Annotated in this window: 18 protein-coding genes; 17 read left to right on the top strand and 1 reads right to left on the bottom strand. The window is 40.7% G+C overall.

Features of this window, described 5'->3' with window-relative positions:
• The first annotated feature begins 3 nt into the window (after positions 1-3).
• The 17 genes from rpsE to G498_RS0111950 all read left to right on the top strand — a co-directional run bounded on the left by rpsE (position 4) and on the right by G498_RS0111950 (position 15,466).
• Positions 4-528, top strand: coding sequence for a 30S ribosomal protein S5 (rpsE, locus tag G498_RS0112030; protein ID WP_026981374.1), 525 nt, complete (start codon positions 4-6; stop codon positions 526-528).
• A gap of 12 nt (positions 529-540) precedes the next feature.
• Positions 541-723: a 50S ribosomal protein L30 gene (rpmD, locus tag G498_RS0112025; protein WP_026981373.1), complete on the top strand. Its 183-nt coding sequence runs from the start codon at positions 541-543 to the stop codon at positions 721-723.
• Between the two features lie 13 nt (positions 724-736).
• A complete protein-coding gene (gene rplO, locus G498_RS0112020; RefSeq protein ID WP_026981372.1) occupies positions 737-1,189 on the top strand; it encodes a 50S ribosomal protein L15 in 453 nt (150 codons plus the stop codon).
• Positions 1,190-1,202: 13 nt separating this feature from the next.
• The gene (gene secY, locus G498_RS0112015; RefSeq protein ID WP_026981371.1) at positions 1,203-2,549 is read left to right on the top strand and encodes a preprotein translocase subunit SecY; all 1,347 of its coding nucleotides are present in this window, start codon (positions 1,203-1,205) and stop codon (positions 2,547-2,549) included.
• A 5-nt stretch (positions 2,550-2,554) separates the two neighbouring features.
• Positions 2,555-2,770, top strand: coding sequence for a translation initiation factor IF-1 (infA, locus tag G498_RS0112010; protein ID WP_026714631.1), 216 nt, complete (start codon positions 2,555-2,557; stop codon positions 2,768-2,770).
• A 12-nt stretch (positions 2,771-2,782) separates the two neighbouring features.
• Positions 2,783-2,899 (top strand): type B 50S ribosomal protein L36, encoded by a 117-nt coding sequence (ykgO, locus tag G498_RS15640; RefSeq protein WP_002987490.1) that lies wholly within the window; start codon positions 2,783-2,785, stop codon positions 2,897-2,899.
• A 2-nt stretch (positions 2,900-2,901) separates the two neighbouring features.
• Complete coding sequence (gene rpsM, locus G498_RS0112005) at positions 2,902-3,276, top strand: 30S ribosomal protein S13 (RefSeq protein WP_026981370.1); 375 nt, start codon at positions 2,902-2,904, stop codon at positions 3,274-3,276.
• Positions 3,277-3,287: 11 nt separating this feature from the next.
• Complete coding sequence (gene rpsK, locus G498_RS0112000; RefSeq protein WP_023574076.1) at positions 3,288-3,671, top strand: 30S ribosomal protein S11; 384 nt, start codon at positions 3,288-3,290, stop codon at positions 3,669-3,671.
• An 85-nt stretch (positions 3,672-3,756) separates the two neighbouring features.
• Positions 3,757-4,362, top strand: a complete 606-nt coding sequence (gene rpsD / locus G498_RS0111995) for a 30S ribosomal protein S4 (protein ID WP_026981369.1) — start codon at positions 3,757-3,759, stop codon at positions 4,360-4,362.
• Between the two features lie 25 nt (positions 4,363-4,387).
• Positions 4,388-5,380 carry a DNA-directed RNA polymerase subunit alpha gene (locus G498_RS0111990; RefSeq protein ID WP_026981368.1) on the top strand — a complete coding sequence of 331 codons (993 nt, stop codon included), beginning with the start codon at positions 4,388-4,390 and terminating at the stop codon, positions 5,378-5,380.
• 63 nt (positions 5,381-5,443) lie between these two features.
• Entirely contained in the window at positions 5,444-5,950 is a 507-nt protein-coding gene (gene rplQ, locus G498_RS0111985; RefSeq protein WP_026981367.1) for a 50S ribosomal protein L17, read from the top strand.
• A gap of 270 nt (positions 5,951-6,220) precedes the next feature.
• The gene (gene carA, locus G498_RS0111975) at positions 6,221-7,330 is read left to right on the top strand and encodes a glutamine-hydrolyzing carbamoyl-phosphate synthase small subunit (protein WP_026981366.1); all 1,110 of its coding nucleotides are present in this window, start codon (positions 6,221-6,223) and stop codon (positions 7,328-7,330) included.
• A gap of 32 nt (positions 7,331-7,362) precedes the next feature.
• Positions 7,363-8,658, top strand: coding sequence for a phosphopyruvate hydratase (eno, locus tag G498_RS0111970; RefSeq protein ID WP_026981365.1), 1,296 nt, complete (start codon positions 7,363-7,365; stop codon positions 8,656-8,658).
• Between the two features lie 159 nt (positions 8,659-8,817).
• Positions 8,818-10,791 carry a tetratricopeptide repeat-containing sensor histidine kinase gene (locus G498_RS0111965; protein ID WP_026981364.1) on the top strand — a complete coding sequence of 658 codons (1,974 nt, stop codon included), beginning with the start codon at positions 8,818-8,820 and terminating at the stop codon, positions 10,789-10,791.
• On the top strand, positions 10,788-11,555 hold the full coding sequence (locus G498_RS0111960; protein ID WP_026981363.1) for a LytR/AlgR family response regulator transcription factor: 768 nt from the start codon (positions 10,788-10,790) through the stop codon (positions 11,553-11,555). The genes G498_RS0111965 and G498_RS0111960 overlap by 4 nt, the downstream gene beginning before the upstream one ends.
• A 92-nt stretch (positions 11,556-11,647) precedes the next feature.
• On the top strand, positions 11,648-13,990 hold the full coding sequence (locus tag G498_RS0111955; RefSeq protein ID WP_026981362.1) for a DUF7619 domain-containing protein: 2,343 nt from the start codon (positions 11,648-11,650) through the stop codon (positions 13,988-13,990).
• A 192-nt stretch (positions 13,991-14,182) separates the two neighbouring features.
• Positions 14,183-15,466 carry a citrate synthase gene (locus G498_RS0111950; protein WP_026981361.1) on the top strand — a complete coding sequence of 428 codons (1,284 nt, stop codon included), beginning with the start codon at positions 14,183-14,185 and terminating at the stop codon, positions 15,464-15,466.
• A gap of 66 nt (positions 15,467-15,532) precedes the next feature.
• Here the strand turns inward: G498_RS0111950 and G498_RS0111945 are convergent, their stop codons facing one another.
• On the bottom strand, positions 15,533-15,928 hold the full coding sequence (locus G498_RS0111945) for a hypothetical protein (protein ID WP_026981360.1): 396 nt from the start codon (positions 15,926-15,928) through the stop codon (positions 15,533-15,535).
• Positions 15,929-16,105: the final 177 nt, after the last annotated feature.

Here is a 16,105-nt window from a genome sequence, read left to right as displayed (position 1 = left end):
ATTATGTATCATAATTATAAAAACGTAGAACTAGTAAAACCTAGTGGTCTTGAATTGAAAGACCGTTTGGTTAGTGTGAATCGTGTAACTAAAGTTACAAAAGGAGGTAGAGCTTTCGGGTTTTCCGCTATTGTGGTTGTAGGAGACGAGAACGGAGTAGTGGGTCACGGTTTAGGGAAATCAAAAGACGTTTCGGAAGCTATTGCGAAAGCAGTAGAAGATGCGAAAAAGAACTTGGTTCGTATTCCTTTAAGTGGTCAATCTGTTCCTCACGAGCAAAAAGGTAAATTTGGTGGAGCAAGAGTATTATTGATGCCGGCTTCTCACGGTACGGGAGTTATTGCCGGTGGTGCAGTACGTGCGGTATTGGAGTCTGTTGGTGTTCACGACGTATTGTCAAAATCTCAAGGTTCTTCTAACCCTCACAATGTTGTTAAAGCTACTTTTGATGCTTTATTGCAAATGAGAAGCGCACACACTGTTGCAAAACAAAGAGGTGTTTCTCTGGAAAAAGTATTTAAAGGTTAATTCAAGGAAATTATGGCAAAGATATTAGTAAAACAAGTAAAAAGTCAGATTAACTGTCCTCTTACACAAAAGAGAACATTAGAGGCTTTAGGTCTTAAAAGATTAGGACAAGTTGTGGAGCATGATGCAAATTCTGCTATCCTTGGAATGGTAAATAAAGTTAAACACTTAGTTTCTGTAGAAGAAACTAAATAATATCATATTCATTATGAATTTAAGTAACTTACAACCGGCTGAAGGTTCAACACATAACCAAAATAAAAGAGTAGGTAGAGGAGAAGGTTCCGGAAAAGGTGGTACTGCTGCACGTGGACACAAAGGGGCTAAATCACGTTCTGGTTATTCTAAGAAAATTGGTTTCGAAGGAGGTCAGATGCCTTTGCAAAGACGTGTGCCTAAGTTTGGTTTCAAAAACATCAACCGTGTGGAATACCAGGGAATCAACCTTTCAACTTTACAGACATTAGTGGATAATGGCGTTGTAACAGATACAGTTGATTTCGCTACTTTGGTAGAAAACCGTTTGGCAACAAAAAATGAGCTTGTAAAGATTTTAGGAGGAGGAGAGCTTAAAGCAAAATTAAAAGTAACTGCTCACAAATTTACTGCGACTGCAAAAGCGGCTATCGAGGCTGCAGGTGGAGAAGCTGTAACTTTATAATCCCATATACCAGATGAAGAAGTTTATAGAATCGTTAGTTAATGCTTGGAAAATCGATGAGTTAAGAAACAAGATTGTTCTTACTCTCGGGATGTTGGTTGTGTACCGTTTCGGTGCGCAGGTTACGCTTCCGGGTATTGATGCAACTAAATTGCAAAATTTATCGACTCAAACTGATCAAGGTATAGGATGGTTAATCAATGTATTTACAGGTGGTGCGTTTTCGCAGGCATCTGTATTTGCATTGGGTATTATGCCGTACATTTCGGCTTCGATTGTGGTTCAGTTAATGGGAATTGCGATTCCGTATTTACAGAAACTGCAAAAAGACGGGGAAAGCGGCAGAAAGAAAATTAACCAGATTACAAGATGGTTAACAATTGGTATTACCTTGTTGCAAGGACCGGGTTATATCTATAACTTATACAAACAATTGCCGGCTGATGCCTTTTTATTAGGGTTCAGTTCGTTCGGATTCTTGTTCTCTTCTGTAATTATTTTAACTACGGGAACAATTTTTGCAATGTGGTTGGGTGAAAAAATCACCGATAAAGGGATTGGAAACGGTATTTCGTTGCTGATCATGGTGGGTATCCTGGCTCGTTTGCCTCAGGCATTCATTCAGGAATTTTCTTCCCGTGTAACAGAAAACAACGGAGGACCAATGCTAATTGTATTGGAGGTGATTATTTGGTTGTTGATCATTATTGCTTGTATCTTATTAACTATGGCGGTTCGTAAAATTCCGGTACAGTATGCGCGTCGTACTACTGCTGGTGATTTCGAGCAGGACATGATGGGAGGCAATCGTCAATGGATTCCGTTAAAGCTGAATGCTTCCGGAGTTATGCCGATTATCTTTGCACAGGCAATTATGTTTATTCCGGCAGCAGTGGCAGGATTATCTTCTTCTGATGCGGCACAAACCATTACAACCAGCTTCCAAAATATCTTTGGATGGCAGTATAATTTAGTTTTTGCTTTGTTAATCATAATTTTTACTTACTTTTACACCGCCATTACGGTGCCTACCAATAAAATGGCCGACGATTTAAAGAGAAGCGGCGGTTTTATTCCGGGTATCCGACCGGGTGTAGAAACAGGTGATTATCTTGACAAAATAATGTCATTACTTACCTTTCCGGGTTCGTTATTCTTAGCATTGATTGCTGTGTTCCCAGCAATTGCCGTTAGTTTGATAGGAGTACAGCAAGGTTGGGCAATGTTTTATGGCGGAACATCATTGTTAATTATGGTGGGAGTTGCAATTGATACTATTCAGCAGGTAAATGCTTACCTATTGAATAAGCATTATGATGGGTTGATGAAAAGTGGTAAAAATAGAAAAGCAGTAGCTTAATTTTTATGGCAAAACAATCAGCAATAGAACAAGACGGTTCAATCATTGAAGCATTGTCAAATGCGATGTTCCGTGTAGAATTAGAAAACGGGCATGTTGTGATTGCTCACATTTCGGGAAAGATGCGTATGCATTACATCAAGTTGTTACCTGGTGACAAAGTGAAACTGGAAATGAGCCCTTACGATTTGTCAAAAGCAAGAATTACTTATAGATACTAAAGCTATTATAAAATGAAAGTAAGAGCATCAGTTAAAAAAAGAAGTGCCGAGTGCATTATTGTACGTAGAAAAGGAAGATTGTACGTTATTAACAAAAAGAATCCTAGATTTAAACAAAGACAAGGATAATTATGGCAAGAATAGCAGGGGTTGATATCCCAAAAAACAAAAGAGGAGTTATCGCTTTAACCTATATCTTCGGAATTGGTAGAAGCAGAGCGCAAGAAATCTTAGCGAAAGCTAATGTTAGCGAAGATAAAAAAGTTCAGGATTGGAATGACGACGAAATCGGAGCAATCCGTGACGCGGTTTCTTATTTCAAAATTGAAGGAGAATTACGTTCTGAGATTTCATTAAACATCAAACGTTTAATGGACATCGGATGTTACAGAGGTATCCGTCACAGAGCTGGTCTTCCTTTAAGAGGTCAGAGAACTAAGAACAACTCCAGAACAAGAAAAGGTAAAAGAAAAACTGTTGCTAACAAGAAAAAAGCAACTAAATAATAAGTAGTAGTATGGCTAAGGCAAGTACAAAAAAACGTAAAGTGATCGTTGAATCAACAGGCGAAGCTCATATTAATGCAACTTTTAACAACATCATCATCTCGTTAACCAACAAGAAAGGTGAAGTTATTTCTTGGTCTTCAGCCGGTAAAATGGGCTTCCGAGGTTCTAAAAAGAACACTCCGTATGCAGCTCAGATGGCCGCAGAAGATTGTAGCAAAGTAGCGTTAGAAGCTGGACTTAAAAAAGTAAAAGTTTACGTTAAAGGTCCAGGAAACGGAAGAGAGTCTGCAATCCGATCTATTCACAACGGAGGAATTGAAGTTACCGAAATCATCGACGTAACTCCAATGCCACACAACGGATGTCGTCCTCCAAAAAGAAGAAGAGTTTAATTTATAGTATAACCAAAGGTAGGAATACGATTATCGGAGGATAAGACCTGAATTCATAATCCCTACCTTTTTATTTATTTTAGCAATGGCAAGATATACTGGTCCAAAAACAAAAATTGCCCGTAAATTCGGGGAAGCAATCTTCGGAGACGACAGAGCCTTCGAAAAAAGAAACTACCCTCCTGGTCAACACGGTTTGGCTAAAAAAAGAGGTAAAAAATCTGAATATGCTGTTCAGTTAATGGAAAAGCAAAAAGCGAAATATACTTACGGTATTTTAGAGCGTCAATTCAGAGGATTATACGAAAAAGCAGCTGCTTCTAAAGGAGTAACTGGTGAAATTCTTTTACAATTGTGTGAAGCGCGTTTAGACAACGTGGTTTACAGAATGGGTATCGCACCTTCTCGTCGTGCGGCCCGTCAAATCGTTTCTCACCGTCACATCACGGTAAATGGAGAAGTGGTAAACATTCCTTCGTACCACTTACGTCCTGGTGATAAAGTTGCGGTTCGTGAGAAATCAAAATCGCTTGAAGCTATCGAGCGTTCGTTATCTAATTCTAGTGCTGTTTACGAGTGGATTACATGGAATAATGATACTAAAGAAGGAACTTTCGTTTCTGTTCCTCAAAGACTTCAGATTCCTGAAAACATTAAAGAACAGTTAATCGTAGAGTTGTACAACAAATAATAACTGACATCAGTCGAAAACAAATATGGCATTATTCAATTTTCAAAAGCCCGATAAAGTTATCATGATCGATTCAACCGATTTTGAAGGTAAATTTGAATTCAGACCTTTAGAACCGGGATATGGATTGACAGTTGGTAACGCTTTAAGACGTGTATTGCTTTCTTCTTTAGAAGGATACGCAATCACTTCGGTACGTATTGAAGGAGTGGAACACGAATTCTCTACCATCGCCGGCGTGGTTGAAGATGTTACAGAAATTATCCTTAACCTTAAACAAGTGCGTTTCAAACGTCAGATTGAGGATATCGATAACGAGTCTGTATCTATCTCTTTCTCAGGAAAAGACCAATTAACGGCTGGGGATTTCCAAAAATTCATCTCCGGTTTCCAAGTGTTAAACCCAGAATTGGTAATCTGCAATTTAGACAGCAAGATCACCATCAACATGGAGTTAACTATCGAGAAAGGTCGTGGTTATGTTCCGGCTGAAGAAAACAAAAAACAAAATGCACCAATTGGAACCATTTTCACCGATTCTATTTACACTCCTGTAAAGAACGTGAAATATGCAATTGAGAACTTCCGTGTGGAGCAAAAAACCGATTATGAAAAATTGGTTTTCGAAATCATCACAGACGGTTCCATTCATCCGAAAGATGCGTTAACAGAAGCAGCTAAAACGTTGATTCATCACTTTATGTTGTTTTCTGACGAAAGAATTACACTTGAGGCAGATGAAATTGCTCAAACTGAGTCTTACGATGAGGAGTCTTTACACATGAGACAATTGCTTAAAACTAAGCTTGTTGATATGGACTTGTCTGTAAGAGCACTAAACTGTTTGAAAGCGGCTGAAGTTGAGACACTTGGCGATTTAGTTTCGTTCAACAAGAATGACTTAATGAAGTTCCGTAACTTCGGTAAAAAATCTTTAACAGAGCTAGACGAATTAGTAGCAGTTAAAGGGCTTACTTTCGGAATGGATTTGGCTAAATACAAATTAGATAAAGAATAAATTACTTCATATTTTGCGCTCCCCAGAGGATTGAAGCAAGATGAAGGTTAAAAAAAGTACGTCATGAGACACGGAAAAAAAGTAAATCATTTAAGCAGACAAGCCGGACACAGAAAATCGATGTTGGCTAACATGGCTTGTTCGTTGATCGAGCACAAACGCATCAACACTACTGTTGCTAAAGCAAAAGCGTTGAAGCAATTCGTAGAACCTTTGGTAACCAAATCAAAAGAAGATACTACACACAACCGTCGTATTGTTTTTTCTTACCTGAGAAACAAATATGCGGTTACAGAATTGTTCAGAGAAGTCGCTGCTAAAGTTGGTGATCGTCCAGGAGGTTATACCCGTATCATTAAGTTAGGAAACCGTCTTGGGGATAACGCTGATATGGCGATGATCGAATTGGTAGACTTCAACGAATTGTACAACGGAGGTAAAAAAGAAGTTAAAAAAGCTACAACCCGTCGTGGTAGAGCTAAAAAAGCGGAGACTACAACTGAGGCTCCTGCTGCAACTCCTGAAGCACCTGCGGCTGATGCAACAGAAACTACAGAAGCTACGGAATAATCATGAAACACTGATTTTCAATAAAATTAAGGATGAACTTTTACAGTTTGTCCTTTTTTTTTGGATATTCCCTTCCTTTGGAGGGGTGCCCGAAGGGCGGGGTGGTGGAGCAAAACTAAGGAAATTGTTTTAGCCGTGTTCCCGCTGTCCGCTCTACAAGATGCCGCTCCCATCGGGGCTAAGGGAAAACTGTAGGCATCTTTTCAACGAAATTTTTTAAAAGCAATATTTTACCCTAAATTTGCACAACTTTTTACAACACAACAACAAATGAAATATTCAAGTAGACGTCAGGCCATTTTATTGTTAAACGACGGAACGGTTTTCTACGGAAAATCCATCGGGATTGAAGGCAAAACCTTTGGTGAAGTTTGTTTTAACACCGGAATGACCGGTTATCAGGAAATCTTTACCGACCCTTCGTATTACGGGCAGATCATGGTGGCGACCAACGCCCACATCGGAAACTACGGCGTCCATGCCGACGAAACGGATTCCGACGGCATCAAAATCGCAGGGCTGGTGTGTAAAAACTTCAGCTTTAATTACTCCCGACCGGACGCAGCAGGAAGTCTGTTCGACTATTTTCAAAAAGTAAATTTAGTAGCCATTTCCGATGTCGATACGCGAGCTTTAGTAAGTTACATCCGTGACCACGGCGCCCAAAACGCTGTAATCTGCACCGACGGCACGCCTCTTGAAGAATTGAAAAGACAGTTGGCCGAAGTGCCCAACATGAAAGGTTTGGAATTGGCTTCTGTGGTTTCCACGAAGGAGCCTTATTTCTTCGGCAACGAAAACGCCACCTACAAAGTAGCCGCTTTGGATTTAGGTATCAAAACCAATATTTTACGATGTCTGGCCGAAAGAGACTGCTACATAAAAGTATTCCCGTATAACGCGACTTTCGAGCAACTGAAAGCCTTCAACCCGGACGGATATTTCCTGTCCAACGGGCCCGGAGATCCGGAACCTTTAAAAGGCGTGCAGGACGTGGCGCGTCAAATCATTGCAACAGATAAGCCGGTTTTCGGCATCTGCTTAGGACACCAGACGTTAGCGTTAGCCAACGGAATTTCCACTTATAAAATGTTCAACGGACACCGCGGCATCAACCACCCGGTAATGAACGTGATTACGAACCGCGGGGAAATTACTTCCCAGAACCACGGATTTGCCGTGAACCGCGAAGAGCTGGAACAACACCCGGATTTCGAAATCACCCACTTGCACTTAAACGACGGAACCGTAGCCGGAATGCGCATGAAAAACAAAGCCGTATTTTCCGTACAATACCATCCGGAAGCGAGCCCGGGCCCACACGATGCCCGTTATCTGTTCGATGATTTTGTAGCCAATATCAAAGCATCCAAAAACTAATGACTATTTACTAACGACAAATTACTATAACTATGAGCATGATTATTAAAATTCACGCGAGACAAATATTAGATTCAAGAGGAAATCCTACCGTAGAAGTAGATGTGGTTACGGAAAACGGCATCTTAGGGAGAGCGGCCGTACCTTCTGGGGCGTCAACCGGAGAGCACGAAGCGGTGGAATTGCGCGACGGCGGAAAAGCGTTCATGGGCAAAGGCGTTCTGAAGGCAGTTGAAAACGTAAACACGACAATCGCTTCCGAATTAGTGGGAATGTCGGTTTTCGAACAAAATGCCATCGATAAAATGATGATTGAACTGGACGGGACGCCAAACAAATCCAATTTGGGTGCCAACGCTATTTTAGGTGTTTCCTTGGCTGTGGCAAAAGCGGCAGCTAACGAATTGGGTATGCCTTTGTACCGTTATGTAGGAGGTGTTTCAGCCAACACGCTACCGGTTCCGATGATGAATATTATCAACGGAGGTTCGCACTCGGATGCGCCTATCGCGTTTCAGGAATTTATGATCATGCCGGTAAAAGCACAGAATTTTACACATGCGATGCAAATGGGAACGGAAATTTTCCACCACCTTAAAAAAGTTTTGCACGACCGAAATCTTTCTACAGCCGTAGGGGACGAAGGTGGTTTCGCTCCAAACTTGGCCGGTGGAACTGAAGATGCTTTGGATTCTATCAAGTTAGCAGTAGAAAATGCAGGCTACAAATTCGGAGAAGACATCATGATTGCACTGGATTGTGCGGCTTCAGAATTCTATATCGACGGCAAATACGATTACACCAAATTCGAAGGTGAAACCGGAAAAATCAGAACTTCAGAAGAACAAGCACAATATTTGGCGGATTTAGCGGCAAAATATCCCATCATTTCCATCGAAGACGGTATGTACGAAGACGACTGGAACGGCTGGAAACTGTTAACCGAGAAGATCGGGGATAAAGTGCAATTGGTGGGAGACGATTTATTCGTTACTAACGTACAAAGATTGTCACAGGGAATTGAGCAGAACATCGCAAATTCGATTTTAATCAAAGTAAACCAAATCGGTACGTTAACGGAAACGATTGCGGCCGTAAACATGGCGCACAATGCCGGTTATACGTCTGTAATGTCACACCGTTCAGGAGAAACCGAAGACAACACGATTGCCGATTTAGCCGTAGCGTTAAACTGTGGTCAGATTAAAACCGGTTCGGCTTCCCGTTCGGACCGTATGGCAAAATACAATCAGTTGTTGAGAATCGAGGAAGAACTGGCGGAAGTAGCCTATTTCCCGAAGGAGAAAGCCTTTAAGGTTAAAAAATGATTTCAGAATACGCTTAAACAAAACCTGATGGCCTCGAGCTGTCAGGTTTTTTTAGTTTTATCAAATTCTCACTCAAATCTGTGAAATTCTCATTATTCCTTTTGGGAGAAGTTGTAACCGTTACTTTTGTTTTTGCAAATTCTTTGCTAAAACGTATTTATGATTATAGCCCGTTTTTTAATTATCGCATTTTTGTTGTTCCTGTCTGAAGTGACAGCGCAGAATCCTGTTGCAGACAGCCTGAAAATTGTATTGAAGCGAACTGCGAACGACATTGACAAAGCCAATCTGCTCAATGATATCGCCAGTGCCTACCGTATCGATAATCCTAAGCAGATGCTGCACTATGCGAGTGAAGCACTCCAACTGTCCAAAAAAATCAAGTTTCGGCTTGCGGAAGGAAATGCCTATATGAATTTAGGGAACGTTGCTATCATCACCGGAGATTATGCCAAAGCACTGCTTAATTTTTCCAATGCCCAAGCGGTTTTTGAAACCGAAGCCGAGAAGAAAAACAGCACAGACAAAGAAGAAATCAACAATGGCCTGGCGCGTGCTTACGGAAGCATCGGGATTGTTTTTTCAGAACAAAGCAATTACGCTAAAGCATTGCAATATCATTTAAAAGCGTTAAAAATATACGAATTCGGGGGCAATCAGGAAAAGCTGGCCCGGGTTTATAACAATGTCGGAATCGTTTATAAAGCTCAGGGTGAGGATTTCAAAGCGCTGGAATACTTTATTAAATGTTTGAAAATTCAGAAAAGCATCAGCGACAACACGGTAGGAATTACGACGACCAACATCGGAAACATTTACCTGCATCAGAAAAATTATGCTAAAGCGTTGGAATACTATGCGGAAGCACAAAAACTGTTTCGAAAATATCCGAACGGCAGAGGATTAGGTGAGTTGTACAACAATATGGGTTTGTATTACAAAAACACCAACAATCCGGCGAAAGCGCTGGAAAGTTATGCCAAAGCGCTGGAAGTTTTCTCCTCGATTGAGGATAAATTCGGAAAATCGGATACCTATTTCTACATCGGGGAAATCCATTTTGAAAAAGGAGAGTACCAGAAAGCGTTGCAGCATACAATCAAATCGTTGCAGCTGGCCAAAGAATTGGAAATTACCGAACAGGTTCAGAACGCCGAAAGACGCCTGAGCGAGATTTATGAAAAGCTGGGCCGATCCGCGGAAGCGCTGCAACACTATAAATTGTACAGCATTGCCAAAGACAGTGTGAGCAATCACGAAAGCATCCGAAATACGGTGCGGGCCGAAATGAATTTCGAATTTGAGAAAAAAGAAGCCTTACAGAAAAAAGAACAAGAAAAAAAGGAAATCGTTTATGTGGAGCAATCCAAAAGACATCACCAGCAAATTCTTTTCACCATTCTTTTGATTGTATCGTTGTGCGGCATCGGTTTTCTGATTTACAATCGCCTGCAGTTAAAAAAGAATCTGACTTTGCAAAAAGAGCTGGCGGAATACGAACAAAAAGCTCTGCACTTGCAGATGAATCCGCATTTTGTGTTCAACTGTCTGGGATCGATTTCGAGTTTTATCGTGCAGAATGGAACGGATTCGGCGATTAAATACCTGTCGAAATTTTCCAAATTAATGCGGTTAACGCTGGAATATTCCAAAGAATCCTTAATTCCGATCGACAAAGAAATCGAAAGTTTGCAGAATTATCTGGAACTGGAACAATTGCGCTTCAATAAAAAATTTGATTTTGCCATCACCAAGAGCAGTGATATTGAAGACGATATGGCTTTGCCGCCTTTGTTGCTGCAGCCGTTTGTGGAAAATGCTATCATTCACGGACTGATTCCCAAAAAAGAATCCGGTACGATTACCGTTGATTTTTCGCTGAAAGATGAAAATTTAATCTGTACGGTTGCCGACGACGGCATTGGGTTTAACAGGTCGAAAGAACTGAAGGAGAATTCGGTAACGGTACACAAATCCATGGCGCTGGACATTACGAAAAAACGTCTGGAAATGATGGAGGCCTACACGGCTAAGAAAGCCAAAGTGGAAATTAATGAACTTTCCGAAAACGGAACCGCATGCGGTACAAAAGTGATCCTAAATCTACCCATTCAATACACACAGAACAAATGAGCAGTATAACAGCTTTATTAATTGATGACGACGCCAATTTACGCAACGGGATGAAGAGCCTGCTGGAACGGTATGCTCCGGAAATTATGATTGTTGGCGAAGCGGATAATGTAAAATCCGGAATAGAAGCGATGGAAAGTCTGCAGCCGCAGGTGGTTTTTCTGGATATTCAGTTAGGCGACGGAACTGGTTTTGATATACTGGAGGAAATTGCCCATAAAAGAGGAAAATCGACTTCTCATATTGTGTTTATCACGGCGCACGAGCAATATGCGGTAAAAGCATTTCGTTTCAGTGCACTCGATTTCCTTTTAAAACCGGTCGATCCGGAAGAACTGGAAAAGGTAATTGTGAAAATCAAGAATGTACTCAACAAAAACGATAATTATGCCCATATCGATTTGCTGCTGGAGAACATCCGGAAAAAGGTAGACAATTTTAAACGCATTGCGCTTTCCACCTCAGACGGGATTCATTTGTTTGAAATCAGTGATATTATCCGTTGTGAGAGTGAGGACAATTACACGAAGTTTTACATCAAAAACAGCAAACCGATTTTAATTTCCAAAACGCTAAAAGAATACGAAGAAATGTTGGCGGAACACGGTTTTGAAAGGATTCACCAGTCGCATCTGATCAATCTTTCGTATCTGAAATCGTATATCAAGAAAGACGGAGGATATGTAGTGATGGCCGATAACAGCAATCTGCCGATTTCGCAACGCAAAAAAGAACGCTTGCAGGAAGTGCTGAAGAATCTTTAGCAAATTCTAATCGATAAGAACGGAATTCTCAATAGCTGAAGCAAACCATTTTACAAGTTTTTACTTTTATAAAAACCAAAACGCACAGACAAATGAAAAAAAACTACTATATGAAAAAGATTTATTTACTCTTTTTGCTGCTAACCGGGATGGTACAGGCACAAATTGTGAATATTCCGGATGCCAATTTTAAGGCACGACTGTTATCGGCAAGTCCTACGGTTCATGTCGGTTCTACTGTGAATCCCAACAGTTCGGCCACTTATGGGATTTATACGACTATCGATACCAACGGCGATGGTGAAATTCAGGTTTCGGAAGCGGAAGCAATTATTTTTCTGAATCTGAATTCATCGGCCACGGCCACCAATAAAATTGCCAATTTGCAGGGTATTGAAGCGTTTGTCAATTTGCAGCAGCTTTACTGCCGATACAACAATCTGACAACCGTAAATTTAAACGGCTTGTCGAATCTGAATTTTATTGCTTTTGATGATAACCAGCTTACTTCCATAAGTACGGTTGGGTGTTCTGCTTTGAAAACGTTTGCAGCGGCTAACAATTTTTTAACTACTGTAGACTTTAGCAGTACGCCGCTTATGCAAAGCATTGTGTTAACCAATAATGATTTAACATCCTTAGATCTAAACGGTTTACAGGATATATGGACGGTTCAGGCAGGAAAAAACAACCTTACTACTTTTTCGCTTTCCAATAAAAACGCACTAACAACTTTGTATCTTGGCTATAATGCGTTAACGGATGTTGCGTTGCAAAATCTGCCGCATTTGTATAAGATTAACGTACAGAACAACCAGCTTACAAGTTTGGATTTATCCTCTATTGCCTACGAACCTTATCTTAATAACATTCCGAATGCATCGACTCTGGAAATTAGCTGTAATAACAATCCGGATTTGATTAGTATCAATATGAAAAACGGATTTCCAAATCCGGATGTAGACTTTTTCTCCCCAAGTTTAGCCGATCTTGTACAATATATCTGCACAGATGAAGGAGATGTATTTACTTTTTCGGGGTATAATACCGGATCAATGATTTCGCAATACTGTAACTTCACACCGGGCGGAAATTTCAATACCATAACAGGGAACGTCCTTTTCGATGGAGACAATAACGGTTGTGATGCTTCCGATGCGCCGCAGCCGTTCATTAAAGTAAAAATTAACGACGGGACAACAGAAGGCGCTTCGTTTGTAAACAACAGCGGGAATTATTTCTTCTATACAGACGCCGGAACCTTCACCGTAACCCCCGATTTGGAAAATTCAGCATTTTTTAATGTTTCCCCGGCCAATGCGGTAATCAATTTTCCGGATAACAACAATAACGTGGCTACGCAACATTTCTGTTTGTCGGCGAACGGGGTACATCCCGATTTGGAAATCGTGGTGGCACCGGTAATTCCGGCACGACCGGGTTTTGATGCGGTTTACAAAATCGTTTATAAGAATAAAGGAAATCAGACGTTATCCCAGGCTTATGGTATCAGCTTTTCGTATAATCAAAATTTAATGAATCTGGTATCAACTTCGGAGCTTACCGCTTCTCAAACACCGGGTACTTTAACCTGGAGTTATGCAAACCTGATGCCGTTTGAATCCAGAAGCATCGAAGTGGTGCTGCACATCAATACGCCGGTAGACGCCAATCCGGTTAATCAGGGCGATGTTTTGCAGTTCACGACTACGATATTGCCAATGCTGGGAGACGAAACCGTAACCGATAACACTTATCAGTACAATCAAGCCGTTGTGAATTCTTTTGATCCGAACGATAAAATCTGTCTGGAAGGAGAAATTGAAGTGCCTTCTAAAATCGGAGAATACCTGCATTACATCATCAATTTTGAAAACATTGGCGCTGCCGATGCGGTTAATATTGTGGTGAAAGATGTTATCGATGTGACGAAATTCGACGAAAAAACCCTGCAGATATTAGACAGTTCCCATCCGGTTCAGGCTAAAATAAACGGCAATATCGCGGAATTTATTTTTGAAGGGATCAATCTTCAGCACGGCGGTCACGGGAATATTCTGTTGAAAATTAAAACCCGCGATAATTTAACTGTAGGCGATGTGGTCACCAACAAAGCAGATATTTTCTTCGATTACAATTCGCCGATAGCTACAAATGTTGCCAGTACAACGTTCCAGTTGCTGGGAACTAACGATAGCCAAGTATTATCAGACATTGCGATGTATCCGAACCCTACCAATGGTATAATTACGGTAAAATCAGAGAGTGTAATTCGTTCTGTTCAGCTGTTGGATGTGCAGGGTAGAATTTTGCAGACAAAGAGCTCTGGTGAAAGAAGTGAGGTTCTCGATTTAACATCGGAAGCCTCAGGAGTTTACTTTATAAAAGTTACTACAGACAGCGGCGTGAAAACCGGAAGACTGCTACGAAAATAATTTTTTGTTTTTTTAATTTGAACAAGAAGCTCGGAGAGATATTTCTTCGGGCTTTTTATTTTTATCAGGACCAAGGTGTCTTTTTTTAAAATAATTCGCGAAAGGCCGAAATTTTTCTTTTTTAATTCATTTGGAATTTCATAAATTCGCGTAGAACAAAAAAACAATTACATTTAATTCCTAATATAAAATATGTCGAAAACTGCAATATTAGAAATTGATGGCAACAAATATGAGTTTCCAGTTATCGTGGGAAGTGAGAATGAGGTTGCTATCGATATAGAGAAGTTGCGTGCTGCAACTGGTGCAATCACCTTAGACCCAGGGTACAAAAATTCAGGCTCTTGTAAGAGTGAAATCACTTTTCTTGACGGAGAAGAAGGAATCCTGCGTTACAGAGGTTATGCCATCGAAGACTTAGCAGAAAAAGCCAACTTTTTAGAAGTATCCTATTTAGTGATTTTTGGAGAATTGCCAACAGCACAACAACTGGAGCAATTTGAGAACGATATCCGTAAATATACGTTGGTTAATGAAGAGATGAAAAACATCATCGACGGTTTCCCGAAAACGGCTCATCCAATGGGCGTTTTGTCTTCCTTAACCAGTGCCTTAACCGCTTTCAATCCTAAAGTGGTTAATGTGGAGAACGAGAAAGAAATGTACGATGCGGTTTGTAAAACAATGGGTAAATTCCTTGTTTTAGCGACTTGGACATTCCGCAAGCGATCTGGTTTCCCATTAAATTATTATGACAATACCAAAGGATATGTAGAAAACTTCATGCGTTTGATGTTTGAATTGCCTACAGGTCCTTATGCAATCAATCCAATTGTGGTGAATGCCTTGGATAAATTGTTTATCCTTCACGCAGATCACGAGCAAAACTGTTCGACTTCTACGGTAAGAATGGTAGGTTCATCGCATGCAGGCTTATTTGCTTCGATTTCTGCGGGAGTTTCTGCACTTTGGGGACCGCTTCACGGTGGAGCCAACCAGGCGGTGCTAGAAATGTTGGAAGAAATCCAGAAAGACGGTGGCGATGCAGAAAAAGCGTTGGCCCGAGCAAAAGACAAAAATGATCCGTTCCGTTTAATGGGCTTCGGTCACCGTGTTTATAAAAACTTCGACCCAAGAGCGAAAATCATCAAAAAAGCAGCCGATGAAGTATTGGCGGAATTAGGCGTTAACGACCCAATTCTGAATATTGCCAAGCAATTGGAAGAAGCCGCATTGGTGGATCCGTATTTCGTAGAAAGAAAATTATATCCAAACGTAGATTTCTATTCCGGTATCATTTACCGTGCCTTGGGAATTCCTACCGATATGTTTACTGTATTGTTTGCAATAGGTCGTTTGCCAGGTTGGATTGCACAATGGAAAGAAATGCGCGTAAATAAAGAACCAATTGGTCGCCCGCGTCAGGTTTATGTGGGAGCACCGTTGCGTCCTTTTAAACCGATGAATGAGAGATAAGATACTTTGATTTCATAAAAAAAGTCCCGGGCAACCGGGACTTTTATTTTTTCAGAACATTTGAAATCATTCCGACGGCTTTTCTTCCTCGGCAGGATTTTCTGATGATTTTTCTTCTACGGTATTTCCGGTTACCTCTTGGATTTTATTTTCTACGCTGTCCGCGACATCGGATAAGGTTTCTTTGGCATCGGCCGCTTTGTCTTCTATCCAGTCAGCAGCTTTTGAAGCGGTTTCTTTGGCAGAATCCACCAAATTGTTTAAAGAATCTTTTACGCCTAACTCTTCAAATTTTTGTTCGGCTTGGTTTGCTATTTCCGATACTTTTTCACCGGCATCTTTAGCAAACGATTCCACTTTATCTGCGGCAGTATCAGCCAAATCGGAGACATCTCTCCCTAAGCCTTCGGTACTTTGTTTGGCTTTCCCGAAAAGCGAACTGAAAAAACTTGATAATCCCATAATTTCTTGATTTTTATCAAATTTACTAAAAAATACGTTAAGAATTAACTGATAGAAGCAGAAAAAGAGTTGGAAATGATTTTTTTAAGTAACAGAATGTCTGAGGGTTATCGGTTAATCGGGTTTATTTTGGAAGAAGTTTTCTTTTATCAGAGGCCTTTTTCTATCTTTGTCAAA

The sequence above is a fragment of the Flavobacterium suncheonense GH29-5 = DSM 17707 genome (genome assembly GCF_000430025.1).
Taxonomy (GTDB): domain Bacteria; phylum Bacteroidota; class Bacteroidia; order Flavobacteriales; family Flavobacteriaceae; genus Flavobacterium; species Flavobacterium suncheonense.
The sequence above is the reverse complement of the archived record's forward strand: the minus strand, read 5'-3'. Positions and strand labels throughout refer to the sequence as shown.

Excerpts from the sequence above, each read along its gene's own strand:
- G498_RS0111960 (WP_026981363.1), top strand. The coding sequence starts at position 10,788 with ATGAGCAGTATAACAGCTTTATTAATTGATGACGACGCCAATTTACGC.
- G498_RS0111955 (WP_026981362.1), top strand. The coding sequence starts at position 11,648 with ATGAAAAAAAACTACTATATGAAAAAGATTTATTTACTCTTTTTGCTG.
- ykgO (WP_002987490.1), top strand. The coding sequence starts at position 2,783 with ATGAAAGTAAGAGCATCAGTTAAAAAAAGAAGTGCCGAGTGCATTATT.
- carA (WP_026981366.1), top strand. The coding sequence starts at position 6,221 with ATGAAATATTCAAGTAGACGTCAGGCCATTTTATTGTTAAACGACGGA.
- G498_RS0111950 (WP_026981361.1), top strand. The coding sequence starts at position 14,183 with ATGTCGAAAACTGCAATATTAGAAATTGATGGCAACAAATATGAGTTT.
- rpsM (WP_026981370.1), top strand. The coding sequence starts at position 2,902 with ATGGCAAGAATAGCAGGGGTTGATATCCCAAAAAACAAAAGAGGAGTT.
- eno (WP_026981365.1), top strand. The coding sequence starts at position 7,363 with ATGAGCATGATTATTAAAATTCACGCGAGACAAATATTAGATTCAAGA.
- rpmD (WP_026981373.1), top strand. The coding sequence starts at position 541 with ATGGCAAAGATATTAGTAAAACAAGTAAAAAGTCAGATTAACTGTCCT.
- G498_RS0111990 (WP_026981368.1), top strand. The coding sequence starts at position 4,388 with ATGGCATTATTCAATTTTCAAAAGCCCGATAAAGTTATCATGATCGAT.
- infA (WP_026714631.1), top strand. The coding sequence starts at position 2,555 with ATGGCAAAACAATCAGCAATAGAACAAGACGGTTCAATCATTGAAGCA.
- rpsE (WP_026981374.1), top strand. The coding sequence starts at position 4 with ATGTATCATAATTATAAAAACGTAGAACTAGTAAAACCTAGTGGTCTT.
- rplO (WP_026981372.1), top strand. The coding sequence starts at position 737 with ATGAATTTAAGTAACTTACAACCGGCTGAAGGTTCAACACATAACCAA.
- G498_RS0111965 (WP_026981364.1), top strand. The coding sequence starts at position 8,818 with ATGATTATAGCCCGTTTTTTAATTATCGCATTTTTGTTGTTCCTGTCT.
- rpsD (WP_026981369.1), top strand. The coding sequence starts at position 3,757 with ATGGCAAGATATACTGGTCCAAAAACAAAAATTGCCCGTAAATTCGGG.
- secY (WP_026981371.1), top strand. The coding sequence starts at position 1,203 with ATGAAGAAGTTTATAGAATCGTTAGTTAATGCTTGGAAAATCGATGAG.
- rpsK (WP_023574076.1), top strand. The coding sequence starts at position 3,288 with ATGGCTAAGGCAAGTACAAAAAAACGTAAAGTGATCGTTGAATCAACA.
- rplQ (WP_026981367.1), top strand. The coding sequence starts at position 5,444 with ATGAGACACGGAAAAAAAGTAAATCATTTAAGCAGACAAGCCGGACAC.
- G498_RS0111945 (WP_026981360.1), bottom strand. The coding sequence starts at position 15,928 with ATGGGATTATCAAGTTTTTTCAGTTCGCTTTTCGGGAAAGCCAAACAA.